This window comes from Gammaproteobacteria bacterium, assembly GCA_015709615.1.
Lineage (GTDB): Bacteria > Pseudomonadota > Gammaproteobacteria > Burkholderiales > Nitrosomonadaceae > Nitrosomonas.
Genome location: CP054179.1, coordinates 756374 through 773810, shown reverse-complemented (window position 1 = coordinate 773810; position 17437 = coordinate 756374). Strand labels below are relative to the sequence as shown.

The window sequence follows — 17437 nt, the reverse complement described above, 5'->3', positions numbered from 1 at the left end:
GCTCCGTCGTTAATAATCCAGGTTTGTGATCAACCGGAATCGGTTGATTGATATCAGAAAATTGCGGGCATTATACCCTATACCATGGGTTTTTTTAGCGCAACCGTATCGGCAATGGTACAAATTTAGAGTCGCATTATAAATTGTGATGGTTCATCCGAAAGTGTGAAAAAGCGCGTTAAAACAAGGTTTTTCAGCGCTTAATCAGCAAATCTATCTTCTTTTCTTAATTTTTTGGTGAAATTAAGATTAAATAACTAATTGATTTTATAATGATTTATGGGGTTCGATTGTGTTGTAAATCAACAACGTAGATACAATGCAACACCTATAACAGGTGTCCGGGATAATTCGGCGGTGTTATGAGCTTATTCTGACGGCATACCCGGCGCGTTTGATTTGCTCGCCAAAATTGGTTAACCAAGCAGTATCGATTTTTGCAAGCCGTTCCGCTTCCGGTTGCAACGATGGCCGCGCGATGCCATATAACAAAACACCTTGGATTCGAATCTGTTCGCTGCTTAATTGTTGCAGAAAATTCAAATACGCGCTGACTTCTTCCGGAGACGGCGGCTCGTTATCCAGTTGAAAAATGCACGTCTGTAGCCAAGTGGGGCAAAGTGCCGATGCAATCGCTAAATGCTCGCGTATTTTCTTCAAACTGATCGACGTATTATTAATCCGCTGCCTTTCCTTTGTTGAAGCGCGGTCGAATTTGAACCAGATCTCACCATTCAATTCACCCATCCGTTTCAGACCGGCTTGCACGGCAGGCCGATGAATTAAGCTGCCGTTGGTGATAAGCACGATTTTTAAATCCGCTGGTAATGCGAAGTCTTTCTTGATCTGGCCGATCAGTTCGATCACTTGATCGAACTCTTTTGCGCTGGTGGGTTCGCCGTTACCGGATAAAGCGATATCGTGAATTTTCCGCATCTCCGGCGGCACATGCTGTTGCAGGTAATCGCCTGCGGTCAGTTGGTGCAGAAAAGAGCGCAGCTCGGTTTCCAGCCGGTTCAGATCGATGCGCGGCGCGGAGCCGCGTTTCAGTTCCGGCACCTGGCAATAAACGCAGCGCCAGTTGCAAGCATTGTTCGGATTCAGATTAATGCCGATCGACACGCCCCCGGCGCGGCGCGAAATGACCGGATACACATATGTAAGTCCGGCGCTGTCGCGGCTGTGATCCGTCGTTTTCAATAGTTTAGAATTTGCTCGCAATGTTACAATTCCCTATATTCATTTCGCGCTTTTAAATTGTACGTATGTTCATCACTCGCAGGCTGGAATTCGATGCCGGTCACCGCATTTCAACGCATAACAGTCAATGCCGCCATTTACACGGTCATCGCTACTGTATCGAAATTACATTGTCCGGCCGCATTATCGCTGACGAAGGCGTAGCGCAGCAAGGCATGGTTATGGATTACTCCGAAGTCAAACGCATCGCCAAATCGGTACTGGTCGATCAGTGGGATCACGCATTCTTAGTGTATTCCGGCGATACGAAAGTTTTGCAATTTTTGCAATCGATCGCAGACCATAAAACGGTTGTGCTGGATGTGCAGCCGACAGCGGAAAATCTGGCGCAGATTGCATTTGAAATTCTGGATGACGCTTATCAGGATAGTTATGGCAATCATCTGCAACTTGAGCAGGTGCGTTTATACGAGACACCGAATTGTTGGGCCGATGCGGTGCGCGGCTCGTTATAATTTTTAGAGAAAACTGATTTATGTTCATCGACTCCCATTGTCACCTCGACTTTCCCGATCTGGCCAAGGATCTGGATCAATTATTACTGAACATGCAGCACAATCAGGTCACGCACGCGCTCTGCGTCAGCGTCGATTTGCCGCATTTTCCCCGGGTGCGGGCCTTGGCGGAAGCGCATGACAATTTGTTTGCTTCCGTCGGTGTTCATCCGGATTATGAAGATCAGATCGAACCGCAAGCCGAACAAATCGCCGCGCTGGCCGATCATCCCAAGGTCATCGCCATCGGTGAAACCGGCCTGGATTATTTCCGCCTGCAAGGCGACTTGGAATGGCAGCGCGATCGCTTCCGCCAGCATATCCGCGCTGCGCGGAAAGCGAACAAACCGTTGATCATCCACACCCGTTCGGCCGCTGAGGATACGCTGCGGATCATGCGGGAAGAGGGTGCCGACCGGGTGGGTGGCGTGATGCATTGTTTTACCGAGAGCTGGGAAGTAGCGCAGCAAGCGATCGCCATGAATTTTTATATTTCCTTTTCCGGTATCGTAACCTTCAAGAACGCCGTGGCGTTAAAAGAAGTTGCCAAGAATATTCAGTTGGATAGAATGCTGATAGAAACCGATTCGCCTTATCTGGCGCCGGTGCCGTTTCGCGGCAAGCAAAATCAGCCGGCGTTCGTGCGGCATGTGGCGGAAGAAATCGCGCGTCTGCGCGATGCGAGTCTGGAAGACATCGCCGTTGCAACCACGGATAATTTTTTTAATTTATTTAAACTATCGCGCCATGGTGTACTTGCTTAAATCATACCGGTTATCGTTTTGCGCTACAGCGCTTTTGGCGTGCCTATCGTTTCAAGTTTCCGCCGGTGTTCAGGAAGATTTTATCTGGGCGGTGGAAAAAGGCAATTTATCCGATGTTTCCGGATTGCTGCAGAAAGGTGCTAACCCGGATACGCCGAACCGGGAGGGCTATACACCGCTGATGATCGCCGCCAAGGAAAAAAATCTGAAAATGGCGCAATTGCTGATCGAAGCCGGTGCGCAATTGGATAACCGCAACCGCTATGGCGAGACAGCGATCATGCTGGCCAGCTACCACGGATTTACCGATCTGGTGCGGCTGCTCTACATCAAAGGCGCCGAAATCAATCACAAGGGCTGGAATCCGCTGATTTACGCCGCATTCGGCGGACATCTGGATACCCTGCAAATGCTGCTCTCCGGTGGCGCTGACATCAATTCACTGACCGACAACGGTTCGACCGCGCTGATGATGGCGGTCAGGGGAAACCATCTGGATGCGGTTTCTTTGTTAATCAACAATGGTGCCGATCCGTCGATCAAAAATGAGCACGGCGACAATGCCCTGACTTGGGCGGAAAAATACAATCATCCGGACATCGCGCAGTTTCTTAAAAATCGTGGAACAGCGAAATAAATTGAACGTTAGTATAGCCCGGCTGGAAATTTGACCATGCAGCCGCTGCAAGGAAAAGTGGCTCTGGTAACCGGATCGGCGCGAGGAATCGGCGCCGAGATCGCGCTGACGTTAGCCAAAGCGGGCGCTAAAGTCGTTGTCAATTATGTGAAAGACAAGGCGGCTGCGGACAAAATCAGTGCGGCGATTATCGAATCAGGCGGCGAATGCCTAGCGGTGCAAGCCGATGTCAGCGATCCGATTGCGGTGCGACAGCTCTTCATAGCGGCAATCGAACATTTCCAGCACATCGACATTCTCGTCAATAACGCCGGAGTCCTGGTATTTAAGGAAATCGCCGAAATCAGCGACGACGAATTCGATCGCATCGTCGATATCAATTTCAAGAGCATTTTTTATACATTGCGCGAAGCCGCGGTAAAACTGGCGGATCATGGCCGTATCGTAACTATATCCAGCACGGTGACGCGTCTGATGTTGCCGAAGTACGGCGCATACGCCGCGACCAAAGCAGCCGTTGAACAATTGACGCGGATTTTTGCGCGCGAAGCGGGAAAGCGCGGCATCACCGCGAATATCGTTTCGCCCGGTCCGGTCGATACGGAGTTGTTCCGCAGCGGTAAAACGGCGGCGGATATCGAACGTATGGCGGCAATGGCCGCATTGGGACGGATCGGTGAAGCGGACGACATCGCGCAAGTGGTATTGTTTTTGGTCAGCGACGAAGCGCGCTGGATTACGGGGCAGAATATTGGTGTCAACGGTGGAATTATTTAACGAATCAGGAAAGGAAAACAAATGCGTATCGGCGTGCCTAAGGAAATCAAAACTCATGAATCCCGTGTCGGACTGACGCCGGCGGCGGTACGCGAACTGGCTGCCAGCGGCCATCATGTCATGGTGCAGAAGAACGCCGGACTGCAAATCGGTTTGAGCGATGAAAAATACCGCAACGCGGGTGCTGAAATCGTGGAGACGCCGCAGGAGATTTACGCCAAGGCCGATCTGATCGTCAAGGTCAAGGAGCCGCAAGCATCCGAATTGCCGTTGCTGCGCGAAGGTCAGGTGCTGTTCACCTATCTGCACCTCGCGCCCGATCCGGTGCAAACCAAAGGCCTACTCGATTCCGGCTGCATTGCCATTGCTTATGAAACGGTCACCGACAGTTTCGGCGGCTTGCCGCTGCTCGCACCGATGAGCGAAGTGGCTGGCCGCATGGCGATTCAGGCGGGCGCGCATGCGCTGGAACTCGATCAAGGCGGGCGTGGCGTACTGCTCGGTGGTGTTTCCGGCGTCCCCGCGGCGCGTGTCGTGATTTTAGGCGGTGGCGTGGTCGGCACCAATGCCGCTCGCATCGCGATGGGCGTGGAAGCGCATGTCACCGTGCTCGACAAATCGATCCATCGCTTGCAGCAACTCGATTTTCAGTATGGTTCGAGAATCAATACGGTGTTTTCCACGGTGGATGTCGTCGAAGAATATGTTTCAGCCGCCGACTTGGTTATCGGCGCAGTGCTGGTGCCGGGTGGCGCAGCACCCAAACTGGTCAGCCGTGAATTGGTCAGCCGCATGAACCGCGGCGCGGTGCTGGTCGACGTCGCCATCGACCAAGGCGGCTGTTTCGAAACCTCCGAACCGACCACGCTGGCCAATCCCATTTTCACCGTCGATGGCGTGGTGCATTACTGCGTTTCCAACATGCCCGGCGCAGTCGCACGAACCTCTACTTTCGCACTCAATAACGCGACGCTGCCGTTCGTCTTGGCGCTGGCCAATAAGGGCCATCGCAAAGCACTGACGGACGACGTGCATTTACGCAACGGGCTGAATGTTTATCAGGGGCGATTGACGTATGAAGCGGTGGCGCGGGATTTGGGGTTGAGTTATACGCCTGCGGTGGACGTGCTGGCGTAATTCAATTAATCAGCAGTGAGTGCGGTGAAGTTTTTGTTAAAAATGGTTTTGTCTCGATCTGACAAATGACCTAATGTGCAAATGATCAGGCGGTGATCCAAGGTAAAAAGCTTTAACCGGATGATCGATGCCACCGGTAAACCTGCGCTATTCAAATCAGCGATGGATGTATCTAACGGCCAAGGAGCGTGCTGAGCTGAAGTGATCATGGCCATCACACTATGGCCAATACAGTCATTGAATGATGTTGCTGAAGAGATAATCAGCGCAGGTCGGCTCTTGCTGGCCTGCTGATCGGTGAATGGAAAAGGAACTTTGACAACATCGTAGCGATTATAGATTACGGTAGGCTTCGTCATCTTCGGTACTGTTCCATTCCGATAAAACATCGTTTAATGCAGCCAAGTAACTCACATCTAGTGACTCTTCCACTCGATGTACCGATATTTTGCCGTTTTCCAGCACCTCCCACGCAAGCGTATCTCCTGCTTTGAGCTGTAATCGTTTACGCACTTCGGCAGGTACCGTGATTTGGCCTTTTGGACTTAGTTTAGCAAGTTGAGACATTCGCAGTTCCCTTCTTAAAGAAATTCTTATAACTTAGGTCATGGATTATCGCTTGAGTTTTCATCAGATGGAAAGTAAATCCATGTTTGTGACAAAATTTTTGTAATTAATGGCATGTCTGTTTGTTTTGTAACCTGTCTTATTTCAAGTGTAATTTTGTGATTATTACCATCAGAAAGAGTATCAATTAGCTCCTTACCAACTTCAGATTGTCGTTCCACATATCCGTGGAGTGATTGACGATCTTGAGTGCAAAGGCTGATTGATTGAAAGTACTGCTCTTGGTTGCGAAAATCAAAATTGTAGTAGGTATCAAGCTCAGCCTCGACTCGTGCTATCACTGGTTTTTTTGAACCTAAAGCAAGGTATGTTTTTATGGGAATACTCCAAAGACCAACACTGGCTTCCCATTCAATCAATATACTTCTACCTCTGATACGGATATACATAAATCGGATTTCTGTGTTTGCTACTTCGATACACCAAATTTCATTAGAAATTTGTTTCATGTTTATAACATGTACTTTTTCAATATTCCGATGCATTCGCTCACCATAATATTTTTCGATAATGGGGCGTAAACGTTCACCTGTTGTTGTAAAGATGGCACGATCATAAAATGGTGTATTGAAGTACGAATAGAGAATTCTTTCAATTTCTGGGATGTGAGCGGAATAAGAAAGCACTTTAGGTGCAAAATGTGAACCGGTCATAAAAACAGGAACATCAGCATCGGGCATTTTGTTGAGATCAAGAGCTGTGCAACCCAAATCAAAAGCTGTGCGAAAGTCAGTGCCAGCAAATACTGCATCATAAAAAGCTACAGCAAATTTGGAAGCGGAGTCGTCATCTACTGCAGCACTCATTCCAACAACATAATCAATCTCTTTTTGGATTTCTTCAGCTTGGATTTTCGAATAGCATGCATTGAGAACTACACACTTTAATTCATCTTTAAAATGATGAAATAACTTTGCTAATGGTGAAGCATCTATAGAATTGGTGTAGCCATTGAGATCTTCGAAGCACAAACCACCGGATCCTCCACCATGCCCGGAAAAATGCACCACTGTAGGGTGAAAATCTAGTAAGGCCCTTCGAAAATCGTCAACAGTGACCGCTTCGTTACTTTCAATAATCCAGTTTTCACGGTTGCGTGATCGTTGTAATGCTTGGCGAATATCACGGAATTCTGCACCAAGCCTAAGTCGATCCTGATCAAGCGGACTAGCAGAAACAATTAGAAGAGTGGGCATATGAAAAGGCAGGGAGATTGATTAATAAAATAATGCCTTACTAACTAAGATAGTGGTGGTAAATATCTGATCCATAACTCGTACGCTTCTTAAAACGAAATTTCATCACTCAATATTCTGCACCTGCTCACGCATCTGCTCGATAATCACCTTCAACTCCATCGAAATCCGCGTAATTTCCAAATCGACGGATTTTGAGCCGATGGTGTTGGCTTCGCGGTGCAGTTCCTGCATCATGAAATCGAGTTGTTTGCCGACGGCGCCACCTTTGTTGATGATGCGTTCGACTTCGTCGATGTGCGCTTGCAAGCGCGAGAGTTCTTCATCGACGTCGATTTTGCTGGCGAATAGGGTGATTTCCTGGTGGATGCGTTCGTTTTCTTGTGTGCCAAGAATTTCTTCTAAACGAGTGCGCAGTTTTTCCTCGAAGGCGGCGATCAATGCCGGGATGCGCGGGGCAGCGGATTGCAGTAATTGGCGCATTTGCTTGATGCGTTCCAGCAAAACGGATTTCAGTTTGTCGCCTTCGCGTATTCGTGCAGCTTTTAAGTCATTCAATGCGGTTTGTAGCAAGGTCATGCCGATTTCATCGGATTCCTCGCCGGGTGCCACGTCACTTCCCAGCATGCCGGGCCATTTCAGGATTTCCGCCACTGTTAACGAAGGTGCGGCGGGGTGGCATGTTTTGACGGCTTGTTCGAGTTGCAGCAATTTATCCAGCAAAGCCTGATCGAGCTGCTGAGAATTTTCCGTGTTCGCCGATGGGGAAAAATTCAGGCGGCATTCGACTTTGCCGCGGCTGAGTTGCTTTGTCAGCAGTTCGCGCATAGCTGGTTCCAGCTTGCGAAAATCATCCGGCAGACGGAACTGGATGTCGAGATAGCGGTTATTGACCGAACGGATTTCCAGGTTAAACGATCCGTAGGGCATTTCCTGCGTAGCAGCGGCGTAGCCGGTCATACTGAAAATCATGATGTCTTTGTTTTTAGAGAGTAAAATGGAAAATAACGGGATAAGCTGAGCAAGTTGTCGTCGCAGACCGCTGGCGCAGGTTTGCGGTCGAGCAAGCCGGTGACGGTAAAAGGTATGTCTTTATTTTCCGGATCAAACACGATTTGACTGGCGTCGATGTATTTGTAGTCGCCCGGTGCATTCAAGCGCCATAAATTGGGGATATTGGGGTAGGGTTGGTGCAGGCAATAGGCTGCGGTGTCGCCGTGAACGACCAGAACCGGTTTTTTGAATTGCCCGGCCTTGTCTTTGATCAGATCGCGCAGCAAGCGGAACCCATCGCAATCGGTGCGGTTGCTTGTGTTGCAAGCGGGTTTGTCGTAATCGAAATCGAACATATCCGCCTGGAAAGCGATCACCACCGCTTGTGCCGATTCTGCCGTAACGAAGCGTTGTTGCAGCCATTCGGCGTTCATTTGATCGCGACGATCGGCTTCGTTTAAGGCATCGTCGACATTGCTGCGCAGAATTTCCTTGCGGCCGTTATTCGTGCCGGGGATGTGCAACGTGGCGAAAGCGACGGAGCCGATATCCCATCGCGCATTCTCGATAAAGCCTTGCTGCCGGATAAGACCCGGGATATCGCGCGTCAGTTGCTGCCGGTCCTGCCGAAAAAACAGTTGGCGCAGATAATCGAGGCGTTCCAGCTCGTCATATCGCGTTGAAGTATTAAACCGATCGCAATCCGTCCAGTCGTTGTCGCCGGGGGTGTAGACTGTTTTGTGCGGATTGAGGCGCGCAATTTGGCGGTACTGATCTTGAAAAAGATCGTCGTTGCATGCTAACCGGCCTCTCTTGAAATCACCCAGATGGATCAGCACCGGCGGATTCAAGTCGTGAATGGCTTGGGCGATTGCACCGTGGGGTTGCTCCAGCAACGCATATTCGGCATCGCTGTATGGCATGTCACCCAGCACCACAAACCGGACGGTTTTTTCAGCGGCGGAAGATGTCGTCCCGTCCGCCGGTGCGGACGCGGCAAAAATCAGCATGAAGAGGAAAAAGCATGCCTTCGCCGTCATGCTGCGGATCATGCCGTCATGTGGTTCTGAAAAACCAAACCGGCGTGTTCGCGCAGTTTATGGAAGCGGATGGCGGGCCAGTTTTCTTGCGCGACACTCAACTCCGCACCGAACGAGGCCAGAAAAGTCGGCGCGTCGACAGCATCATACGCAATGCGGTGCGCATTGGCTTCGATAAAGCGCTGCAATTCACGTGGATCATCGCTGGTAATCCAGCGTGCCAATTGGTATTTGGCCGAGGTAATGCGTGCCGCTACACCGTATTCATGTTGCAAGCGGTGCGCGACCACTTCAAATTGCAGCGTGCCGACAGCGCCGAGCAACAGCATATTGCCCAAATGCGGACGGAATACTTGAATCGCGCCTTCCTCACCGAGTTGCGCCAGTCCCAACTTCAATTGCTTGCTGCGCAGCGGGTCGGCGATTTCCACGGTGCGGAAAATTTCCGGTGCGAAAAAAGGCAATCCGGTGAATTGCAGCACCTCGCCTTCGGTCAGGGTGTCGCCCAGTTGCAGGGTGCCATGATTCGGTATGCCGATGATGTCTCCGGGGTAGGCTTCTTCCAGAATGTCGCGGCGTTGCGATAAAAAAGACACGACCGTGCTGGTGCGGATGTCCTTGCCGTTGCGCGCCACTTTCAGGTTCATGCCGCGCTTGAATTGTCCGGAACAAACGCGCACGAACGCAATGCGGTCGCGGTGCGCCAGATTCATATTGGCCTGGATTTTGAATACCATGCCGGAAAATTTCTTCTCATCCGGCTGCACTTCGCGTTGAATGGCGTTGCGCGATTCGGGCGGCGGCGCCAGATCGACCAGCGCGTCGAGAATTTCCCGCACGCCGAAATTATTGATCGCCGAGCCGAAGAAAACCGGGGTTTGTTGGCCGGCCAAGAATGCTTCATGGTCGAAAGCCGGTGATGCGCCCCGGATCAAGTCGATTTCCTGCAACGCGGTGGTCAGTTCCGCGCCGAAACGTTGCTGCAACTGTGCATCGTCGAAACGCGCGATCACTTCGTTTTCAGTGTCGACGCGATCCGATCCCGGCTGGAAGACGCGCATGCCGTTGTTTTGCAGGTCGCATACGCCGTGGAAATGCTTTCCCATGCCGACCGGCCAGGTGAATGGAATAGTCGTCATGCCGAGCGTGCGTTCGATTTCGTCGATCAAATCCAGCGGTTCGCGCACTTCACGATCCATTTTATTGACGAAAGTGACGATCGGTGTGTTACGCGCGCGGCACACTTCCAACAGACGCAGCGTTTGCGCTTCGACACCGTTGGCCGCGTCGATCACCATCAATGCGGCATCGACGGCGGTCAGTACGCGGTAGGTATCTTCGGAAAAATCCTGGTGACCCGGCGTGTCGAGCAAATTGATGACGCAATCGCGGTATTCCATTTGCATGACCGAGCTGGCAACCGAAATGCCGCGCTGCTTTTCGATCTCCATCCAATCGGAGGTGGCATGGCGGCTGGCTTTACGCGCTTTGACGCTACCGGCGATATGAATCGCACCGGCGTACATCAACAGTTTTTCGGTCAGCGTTGTTTTACCCGCATCCGGGTGGGAAATAATGGCGAATGTGCGGCGCCGCGCCACTTCTTGGTTAATGCTCATAATCGGTATGACGGTGTTCCTGTGAGTGAAGATAACAATGGGTGGTGTGAGTCGTGCTGAATCGGCTGACCGGCGGATACGATGTGCGGCATACCGGCATGGCATGCGCGCAACGCGGATGGAAATGACAGCCTGCGGGCGGTGTCGCCGGTGACGGCAGATCGCCTGTCAATGGAATGATAGGCCGCCCGGGATCCGCTTCAATCCGCGGCACCGACGACAATAACGCTTGCGTATACGGGTGCTTGGGGTTGTTCATCACTTCATCAATGCGCCCCTGTTCGACAATGCGCCCCAGATACATCACCGCCACTTCATCCGCCAGATATTCAACAACCGCGATATTGTGGGTAATAAACAAAAATGCAAGTCCTAAATTATTTTGCAGCGATTTGAGCAGATTCAGAATCTGTGCTTGCACCGATACATCCAGCGCGCTGGTCGGTTCATCGCAAATCAGCAATTCGGGGTTGACCGCCAAGGCACGGGCAATCGCGATGCGCTGCCGCTGTCCGCCGGAGAATTCGTGCGGAAAGCGCCATTTTACTTCAGTTGGCAGACCGACGCGCTGTAATAATGCATCGATTGCCTGCTCGCGCTCGTTTGCGGATAGCGGTGTGTTAACACCATGCCCGTGCGTGTTGCCGGTATTCAATGCATTCATCCCTTCTTGCAGGATTTCAACGATGCGCATGCGTGGGTTCAAAGAGGAGTAGGGGTCCTGGAAAATGATTTGAAACTGTGAACGTAACGGTTGCAATTGGTTCCGCTTTAATCCGGTCAATTCCTGTTCCTTAAAACGCACACTGCCGTGCGTCGGTTGAATCAATTGCAAAATACTTTTTCCGATCGTGGTTTTGCCGCAACCGGATTCGCCTACCAGTGCCAACGTTTTGCCTGCATAAATCTTCAACGATACGCCATCGACCGCTTTGACATGACCAATAGTGCGTTGGAACAAACCCTTACGAATCGGGAAATGCACTTTCAGGTCAGACACCTGCAACAGTGGATTATCCGTTGCCGCCGGGACCGGTTGCGCAACTTGGGCAGTTTCCTGCGCTGCGGTGCCGGTACCAACGGCTGTTTGGTTTGCATGATCGCTGAATAAATGGCAACGAACCTGATGCCGATCGGAAACCACGCGCCATTGCGGAGCGGTATGACGGCACTGTTCGATGGCCTGGTTGCAGCGCTCGACGAAACGGCAGCCGCTAAACTGTTGCGCAAGTGACGGCACGTTGCCTTGAATGACAGTTAGGGCTTGGTTGCGTTTTTGTTTTCCCGGCAATGCGGCGAACAATTGCTGTGAATAAGGGTGTTGCGGGCCTTGAAAGAACTTATCCCGTGGCGCCAGCTCGATGATTTCCCCCGCGTACATGACAGCGACCTGTTGTGCCATTTCGGCCACTACACCCAGATCGTGCGTGATGAGCAGGATCGCCATGCCTTTCTGTTGCTGGATACACCGCATCAGATCGAGCACTTGTGCCTGGATGGTAACGTCCAATGCGGTGGTCGGCTCATCGGCAATCAGCAATTGCGGTTCAGCGGCGAGTGCCATTGCGATCATGACGCGCTGTTTCATGCCGCCGGAGAACTGAAACGGGTATTCGTGCATGCGGCGCGGCGCATCGGGTATGCCGACTTGCTCTAGCAGCCCTTGAATGCGTCCTTGTACAGCTTCGCGCGGCAAATTCAGGTGCTGCTTCAGCACTTCTTCGATTTGTTGCGCGATGGTCATAACCGGATTAAGACTCAGCATCGGTTCTTGAAAAATCATGCCGATGTGCTTGCCGCGGATTTTGCGCATTTCGCTTTCGGATAATTGCAACAAATCGGCACCGTCGAGCCGGATTTGACCGGCAACGATTTCACCGGCATCCGGCAGCAGGCGCATGATCGACAGCGCAGTCATCGACTTGCCGCAGCCGGATTCACCCAGCAAGGCAAATGTTTCCCCGGGCGAGATCGTCAGCGTCAAGCCGTCGACGGCGCGCACTGGGGTAGCGCCGGTGTGCAGCACGGTTTCGAGATTTTCGATTTCAAGCAGTGCTTTCATGTGCGGGGAGAGGATTTTGCCGGTGCAGTTGTTTCAGACGTATTGTCTTGCGCAGCGTGCGTTTTTTTGCCAAAACGCGGAAAAACGGTTTGCTGGCGCAATGTCCGGGTGCGCGGATCGAGGGCATTCTGCACCGCATCGGCAAACAAGTTGGCGCTCAACACCAGCGTGAACATAAAAACGAACGCTGCCAGCAAAGCCCACCAAACCATCGGTTCGCGCGCCATTTCCAGCCGCGCCGCGTTGATCATGGTACCGAAGCTGATCATGGAAGGATCGACACCGACGCCGACGTACGACAACACTGCTTCGGCCAGAACCAAGCCGCTGAAGTCCATCACTGTGGCGATCAGCACAATATGCATCACGTTCGGCAGAATATGGCGGCTGATGATGCGCCAGTGCGAAACGCCGAATGCATGCGCCGCCTGGATATATTCCAGTTCACGCAATTTCATTGCTTCCCCGCGCAGCAACCGGCATAAGCTGGTCCAGCTGGTAATACCGAGAATTATGCAGAGAAACAGCAAACGCAAATCCGCGCGCGACGCCACAGTATCGAACATATCCGGATGGGTTTCGATGTAAACCTGCATCATCAGTACCGCAGCGGCGATCAACAGGACGCTTGGAATGGAATTCAACGTGGTGTAGATATACTGAATGACATCGTCGACCCAGCTGCGGAAGTAGCCGGCCGTGATGCCCAGCAGCAAGGCGAACGGCAGCATGATCAGCGTGGTCAGGGTGCCGATGACCAGCGCAACGCGGATGCTTTTCAACGATTGATACAGAATATCCTGGCCTACTTTGTCGGTGCCAAGCACATGATAGTGTCCCGCCAGGGCAGTGATGCCGCCGATGATCAGCAGCAGAATGAGCAGTGTGATCAGGATGGCATGCCACGGTATTTCGGTGTTGCGGCGCCAAACGGCCGTCAGGCACTGCATAAAATTCTGTTGCTTGCGGCGGGATAACAGCAAGATTAAACCAAGGGACAATGCGCACCAGATGGAAAAACCGTAAAGCAAGCCCTTGATTGCACGTTCTGCGATGTCCGTCATGCGGTCATTTTCCGGATCCTGCAAGTGCGCGCCGCCAAATGCTAGCCGGGCAAAGGTGCGTATTTGACTACCGTCCGGTTGCTCGATGGTTTCCTTGGCATACAAATGCGCGGCCAGCGGCGCGGAGTACGTTTTCTCAACTTGCGTGCGCAACGGTGTTGCCAGCAGATCGAACATGCTCAGCACTTCAACGCTGTAAACCGTTTCACCCTGATTGTTCTTGTGATCCAGCGCCGGGCGGAAATGCACCGTATCCAATAGCCCGACAACCAGAAAGAACAGCAGCACGGTGAGCGCCGCCATGCCGCTGGCACTGTGACCTACGCGCTGCCATTGCGCAAGCAGATGTTCGCGGCGGCGTATATAGCCGATGATGAGAAGTACAATCGCAACGAGTAAATAAATAAGCGCATCGGTCCACAGAATGATTGGATTGAAAGGCATGATCGGGTATGGCTGATTCTGTGGGATCGATGGCGGAGGGGTTACATAGGATGTTTCATATCATAAATGAATGTGGTGGCTTTTTGAAAATTTATCGCTCAGCAATGTATAAGATTTTGCGGTAGAGAAGTGCGCATTGTGCCGGTACTGGTAACGGAACGCTGCCCTGACCACGGATTAAAACTGAAAGAAGCGGTAGTTCCAAACGTCTTCGTGAGAGACGCTTGGAACTTCAATAGAATCGGAATTGCTTCCTTAAAAATGTTCGAATTCCGTGCGCCCCTCGCTGCGCAGCAATTCATCGATCGTAAGACCCACGGCAGGCTTGCCGCTGAAAACCGAACCCACGCGTTTTTTATTGAAATGATCGAGCATGATGGAATAGGCTCTCGGCGGCAGCGGGAAGAATTTGGCTTCTTTAACCAGAAGAATCGCGTTCTTCATATAGAATTCCACGAATCCATTGATTTCCGGTCTTTCAGCCGCTTTGGCATTGACATAGATGAATATCGGACGCGATAGCGGCTGATAGCTGCCGTTTTCCACCGTTTCGACGGAAGGAAACACTGCGCCATTGCCATTATCGATGGCAACAGCAGTAATTCTGCTTTGATTTTCGTTGTAGTAACCGAAGCCGAGGAACGCTAGGCTGTTTTTGCTGCCTGCCACGCTGTCGATCAATGTGGCGTTGTTTTCCAGTTGTGTAAAGTCTTGCCGGCTGGATTTGGATTTGCCGACGATGGCTTCGGTAAAGTAATCGTAAGTGCCCGAATCGGCGTGACTACCCAAGAGTTGGATGGCTTCATCAGGCCATGCCGGATTGATTTGATTCCAGCGGGTGATTCTGCCTTGCGCTGCCGGTTCCCAGATTTTCTTCAATTGCGTTACCGTCATCTTCGTGCTCCAGGTGTTTTCTGGATTGACCGCCACCGTCAAGGCATCGAATGCGACCGGTATCTCGACAAATTGCACATGGGCTTTTTTGCAATCCTTCATTTCACTTTTAAAGATCGGACGGGAAGCATTGACGATATCGATTTCGCCGCGGCAAAACTTCTTGAATCCGCCCCCACTGCCGGAAACATCGACCGTGATATTAACCGCGTTCTTTCTCGCTGCTTGAAACTGGCTGGCTGCACTGTGTGTGATCGGGTACACCGTGCTGGAACCGTCAATTTTAATGACCGCTTGCGCATTTGCGATAGCGCTGGTGAAAACCGATGCGCTCAATATTATTGTTGCACCGAGTAATTTAAAGCTCTGTGATTGCGACATTTCAACCTCCAAAAATGGTTTGAGACGGCTGCGGCATGTGTTGTGGAAACAATCGATCTGCTGTGTATCGAATCATACGATATGTTTTTTATGCATGACAGTGCCGCGTCAAGGAAAGATTCGATCGCCGGGAATTCCTGAAATCATGCGGAATTCCCGGCTAACGCACACCGCTATTTGCGGATTTTTTCGTCACATTAGAAATCAACGGTGAGTTGAGTCAGGAATGCGCTGATACTGCCATTATCCCATCCATGCGTACGTGCGCCAGCGCTGCCCGAGTAACCATTGGTATTAGTGGTTGGTGTTTGTGCTGTATCGATATTGAGCATATGAACGATGTTCGTTTGGAATTTAACATTCGAGTGGGGATACCAGTTCAGACCCATTCTGACCATATCAGCCTGACCGCCCTTGATAACACCGGAATTCATATCGATGTAATCATAACCGAATGCAACTTCCCAAGCACCCCAGCCTGATCCGTTCCATTGATACGGTTTTTTAGGTTTGATGCGGTTTGCTGCGCCGTTCCGGACGTGATAGGCCTTGGATTCGCCGGTCAGGAAATAACTGATAAAGCCATAGTAACCGGTCAGATGCTCGCCGTTATAACCGACACCATTGATGTTGGTACGCAAAAACTCGGCTTGTGCGGAGAAAGGGCCATAGACGAACCAGCCTTCCGCGCCATATCGATCATAACTGGTGACTTGACGGCGATTCGGGTCCGTAAGCGTGCCGTTACTTAAATTGCCGGTGTTTAGTACGTTCGAGCGATCTACGTTGGTGCCGGGAAATGCAACGAATGACATTCCGCCGCCGCCGCCATTGCTTCCTTCACCAACCATCGTGCCATCAGCCCGATACTGGGTATTGACCGTTGTGTGTCCGGCGGAGATACCGACATGCAGGAACTTGGTTTCATCTTCCATCCACGGTCTGCCGGATATACGCCCAATGCCTTGCCAGCCGGTATCGCCGGAGCCGTTATTACGACTCTGATTGCCGTTGGCGTTAACGGAAGTGGCAGCAGCCGACCAAGCGCCGATAGGTTCCGTTTGAAATGCCAATCCGGTCTGGAAGCGCGGCACGGCATAATTGACACCGATACCGGTTTTATAGGTGTTTGGATTATCGACAAAGGAGTTGACCGACATATGGCGCTCGATAAACGTCAGAAAGCGGTTACTGGCGGCTTCTTCCAAGCTGAACGGCTCCTTGAAAGAACCGATTTTGTAGGACAATGCATTGGTATGATTCAACCGTACGAAAGCATCGGTAATTCCGGAACCAACCGTGCCGTTGCCGCGGCTGAAGTCGTATTCGAATTTGTAATCCCAGATTTTGAAAAATGTACCTTCGACACCAAGACGTGCGCGGCGGATATTTGCGCCACTATTTAGCTCATTAGGTAGATTTGTGCCAGTGGCAGGGGCTGCATCATTGATAAAATTGTATTCCGCGGCAGGTTGTATACGACCATTTATCGACATTGAAAAATTACCGTCTTTAGTTGACCAATGCAATCCACGATCATCAAATGTACCATGTATTTTTTCCACTTCCTTGACACGTTCTTCAAGTACTGAAACTTGATTCTTGAGCTGTTCTTTATCAGCTTTTTCCCGCAGTCTTACCAGACGATCGCCTGTTGGTTTATGTTCCGCTTCCGCTGTCCGGTCCTCTTGGGCCGGCGTTGGTGCAGGAGCAGCCAATACTTTTTTGGAAGCTTCTGTTTTCGCCGATGTTTTCTCTGATTTCTCGTAAGTTCCCATATGAACCCGTCCAGGACCGGGTTCGGCAAAAATTTGCTTGGTTTTTGTATCGACATATAAATCGAGCGCATAGGCATTGGATAAGAGGCCTAAATTGATTAACGCTGTGGTTGCCAGGGTGAGTCTGAATAATTTTTTCATCTGTCGTTGATCCAGGGTTGAAAAAGTGAGTCATATAAGGTGGCAACCGTTATATAGAAACAATGTTACAGTTTTGTGACAGTTACATTTTTCTTACATCCGTGTGACAGAATCAATGATTCGAGATGG

General features: G+C 51.0%; 15 protein-coding genes and 1 pseudogene. 5 read left to right on the top strand and 11 right to left on the bottom strand.

Annotated elements, in window-relative coordinates:
* Window positions 1-360: 360 nt before the first annotated feature.
* A complete protein-coding gene (locus HRU77_03760; GenBank protein QOJ19886.1) occupies window positions 361-1221 on the bottom strand; it encodes a radical SAM protein in 861 nt (286 codons plus the stop codon).
* 44 nt (window positions 1222-1265) lie between these two features.
* On the opposite strand from HRU77_03760, the gene queD reads away from it, so the two are divergent.
* From queD to ald, 5 genes are read left to right on the top strand one after another with little or no spacing between them, the layout of a single operon-like run.
* Window positions 1266-1715 (top strand): 6-carboxytetrahydropterin synthase QueD, encoded by a 450-nt coding sequence (gene queD / locus HRU77_03755; protein ID QOJ19885.1) that lies wholly within the window; start codon window positions 1266-1268, stop codon window positions 1713-1715.
* A 20-nt stretch (window positions 1716-1735) separates the two neighbouring features.
* Window positions 1736-2518: a TatD family hydrolase gene (locus HRU77_03750; GenBank protein ID QOJ19884.1), complete on the top strand. Its 783-nt coding sequence runs from the start codon at window positions 1736-1738 to the stop codon at window positions 2516-2518.
* A complete protein-coding gene (locus HRU77_03745; protein ID QOJ19883.1) occupies window positions 2502-3155 on the top strand; it encodes an ankyrin repeat domain-containing protein in 654 nt (217 codons plus the stop codon). The genes HRU77_03750 and HRU77_03745 overlap by 17 nt, the downstream gene beginning before the upstream one ends.
* Window positions 3156-3191: 36 nt before the next feature.
* Window positions 3192-3932, top strand: coding sequence for an SDR family oxidoreductase (locus HRU77_03740; protein QOJ19882.1), 741 nt, complete (start codon window positions 3192-3194; stop codon window positions 3930-3932).
* A 21-nt stretch (window positions 3933-3953) separates the two neighbouring features.
* Complete coding sequence (ald, locus tag HRU77_03735; protein ID QOJ19881.1) at window positions 3954-5069, top strand: alanine dehydrogenase; 1116 nt, start codon at window positions 3954-3956, stop codon at window positions 5067-5069.
* 5 nt (window positions 5070-5074) lie between these two features.
* Here ald and HRU77_03730 read toward each other — a convergent pair whose 3' ends face one another.
* The 10 genes and pseudogenes from HRU77_03730 to HRU77_03685 all read right to left on the bottom strand — a co-directional run bounded on the left by HRU77_03730 (window position 5075) and on the right by HRU77_03685 (window position 17308).
* The gene (locus HRU77_03730) at window positions 5075-5428 is read right to left on the bottom strand and encodes a type II toxin-antitoxin system PemK/MazF family toxin (GenBank protein QOJ19880.1); all 354 of its coding nucleotides are present in this window, start codon (window positions 5426-5428) and stop codon (window positions 5075-5077) included.
* Window positions 5403-5636, bottom strand: a complete 234-nt coding sequence (locus tag HRU77_03725; protein QOJ19879.1) for an AbrB/MazE/SpoVT family DNA-binding domain-containing protein — start codon at window positions 5634-5636, stop codon at window positions 5403-5405. The genes HRU77_03730 and HRU77_03725 overlap by 26 nt, the downstream gene beginning before the upstream one ends.
* A gap of 38 nt (window positions 5637-5674) precedes the next feature.
* Window positions 5675-6892: a CHAT domain-containing protein gene (locus HRU77_03720; protein QOJ19878.1), complete on the bottom strand. Its 1218-nt coding sequence runs from the start codon at window positions 6890-6892 to the stop codon at window positions 5675-5677.
* Between the two features lie 105 nt (window positions 6893-6997).
* Window positions 6998-7864 (bottom strand): YicC family protein, encoded by an 867-nt coding sequence (locus HRU77_03715; protein QOJ19877.1) that lies wholly within the window; start codon window positions 7862-7864, stop codon window positions 6998-7000.
* Window positions 7861-8856: pseudogene (locus HRU77_03710) on the bottom strand (hypothetical protein). Before HRU77_03710 ends, HRU77_03715 begins: the two are co-directional and overlap by 4 nt.
* A 77-nt stretch (window positions 8857-8933) precedes the next feature.
* Window positions 8934-10544, bottom strand: coding sequence for a peptide chain release factor 3 (locus HRU77_03705; protein ID QOJ19876.1), 1611 nt, complete (start codon window positions 10542-10544; stop codon window positions 8934-8936).
* Window positions 10534-12606, bottom strand: coding sequence for an ABC transporter ATP-binding protein (locus HRU77_03700; GenBank protein ID QOJ19875.1), 2073 nt, complete (start codon window positions 12604-12606; stop codon window positions 10534-10536). The genes HRU77_03705 and HRU77_03700 overlap by 11 nt, the downstream gene beginning before the upstream one ends.
* Window positions 12603-14114, bottom strand: coding sequence for an ABC transporter permease (locus tag HRU77_03695; protein ID QOJ19874.1), 1512 nt, complete (start codon window positions 14112-14114; stop codon window positions 12603-12605). The genes HRU77_03700 and HRU77_03695 overlap by 4 nt, the downstream gene beginning before the upstream one ends.
* Before the next feature lie 255 nt (window positions 14115-14369).
* A complete protein-coding gene (locus tag HRU77_03690) occupies window positions 14370-15389 on the bottom strand; it encodes a PstS family phosphate ABC transporter substrate-binding protein (protein QOJ19873.1) in 1020 nt (339 codons plus the stop codon).
* Between the two features lie 197 nt (window positions 15390-15586).
* Window positions 15587-17308, bottom strand: a complete 1722-nt coding sequence (locus HRU77_03685) for a porin (GenBank protein ID QOJ19872.1) — start codon at window positions 17306-17308, stop codon at window positions 15587-15589.
* Window positions 17309-17437: the final 129 nt, after the last annotated feature.

Bases quoted from the DNA above. Each gene is read 5' to 3' on its own strand.
- queD (QOJ19885.1), top strand. From the start codon at position 1,266: ATGTTCATCACTCGCAGGCTGGAATTCGATGCCGGTCACCGCATTTCA.
- HRU77_03750 (QOJ19884.1), top strand. From the start codon at position 1,736: ATGTTCATCGACTCCCATTGTCACCTCGACTTTCCCGATCTGGCCAAG.
- HRU77_03745 (QOJ19883.1), top strand. From the start codon at position 2,502: ATGGTGTACTTGCTTAAATCATACCGGTTATCGTTTTGCGCTACAGCG.
- HRU77_03740 (QOJ19882.1), top strand. From the start codon at position 3,192: ATGCAGCCGCTGCAAGGAAAAGTGGCTCTGGTAACCGGATCGGCGCGA.
- ald (QOJ19881.1), top strand. From the start codon at position 3,954: ATGCGTATCGGCGTGCCTAAGGAAATCAAAACTCATGAATCCCGTGTC.
- HRU77_03730 (QOJ19880.1), bottom strand. From the start codon at position 5,428: ATGACGAAGCCTACCGTAATCTATAATCGCTACGATGTTGTCAAAGTT.
- HRU77_03725 (QOJ19879.1), bottom strand. From the start codon at position 5,636: ATGTCTCAACTTGCTAAACTAAGTCCAAAAGGCCAAATCACGGTACCT.
- HRU77_03720 (QOJ19878.1), bottom strand. From the start codon at position 6,892: ATGCCCACTCTTCTAATTGTTTCTGCTAGTCCGCTTGATCAGGATCGA.
- HRU77_03715 (QOJ19877.1), bottom strand. From the start codon at position 7,864: ATGATTTTCAGTATGACCGGCTACGCCGCTGCTACGCAGGAAATGCCC.
- HRU77_03705 (QOJ19876.1), bottom strand. From the start codon at position 10,544: ATGAGCATTAACCAAGAAGTGGCGCGGCGCCGCACATTCGCCATTATT.
- HRU77_03700 (QOJ19875.1), bottom strand. From the start codon at position 12,606: ATGAAAGCACTGCTTGAAATCGAAAATCTCGAAACCGTGCTGCACACC.
- HRU77_03695 (QOJ19874.1), bottom strand. From the start codon at position 14,114: ATGCCTTTCAATCCAATCATTCTGTGGACCGATGCGCTTATTTATTTA.
- HRU77_03690 (QOJ19873.1), bottom strand. From the start codon at position 15,389: ATGTCGCAATCACAGAGCTTTAAATTACTCGGTGCAACAATAATATTG.
- HRU77_03685 (QOJ19872.1), bottom strand. From the start codon at position 17,308: ATGAAAAAATTATTCAGACTCACCCTGGCAACCACAGCGTTAATCAAT.